Source organism: Herbaspirillum sp. C7C2, assembly GCF_022627865.1.
Classification (GTDB): domain Bacteria; phylum Pseudomonadota; class Gammaproteobacteria; order Burkholderiales; family Burkholderiaceae_D; genus Herbaspirillum; species Herbaspirillum frisingense.
This window is the reverse complement of the sequence record NZ_JABXGI010000053.1, coordinates 1-491: the sequence shown is the minus strand read 5'-3', so window position 1 is coordinate 491 and position 491 is coordinate 1. Positions and strand designations below refer to the sequence as shown.

Annotated in this window: 1 protein-coding gene; it reads left to right on the top strand. The window is 66.0% G+C overall.

Features of this window, described 5'->3' with window-relative positions; translation table 11 throughout:
- Positions 1-491 (top strand): ABC transporter ATP-binding protein (locus tag HWE04_RS24630; RefSeq protein WP_241813923.1); only part of this gene is annotated, 491 nt, incomplete at both ends.

Below are 491 nucleotides of genomic sequence, written 5' to 3'. Positions count from 1 at the left end.
CAGATCTATGGCCTGATCGGCCCCAACGGTGCCGGCAAGACCACCTTCTTCAACGTCATCACGGGCCTGTATCAACCCGACACCGGCAGCTTCGAGCTGGACGGCAAGCCCTATAGCCCCAGCGCCCCGCACGAAGTGGCGAAGGCCGGCATCGCCCGTACCTTCCAGAACATCCGCCTGTTCGGCGAGATGACCGTGCTGGAAAACGTGATGGTCGGTTGCCACGTGCGCACCAAGCAGAACGTGTTTGGTGCGGTCTTCCGCCACAAGGCAGCCCGTGACGAGGAAGCGGCGATCCGCGCCAAGTCGCAGCAGCTGCTGGACTTCGTGGGCATCGGCCAGTTCGCCAAGCGCACCGCGCGTCACCTGTCGTACGGCGACCAGCGTCGCCTGGAAATCGCCCGCGCGCTGGCGACCGACCCGCAACTGCTGGCGCTGGACGAACCGGCGGCCGGCATGAACGCCACCGAGAAACTGGGCCTGCGCGAGCT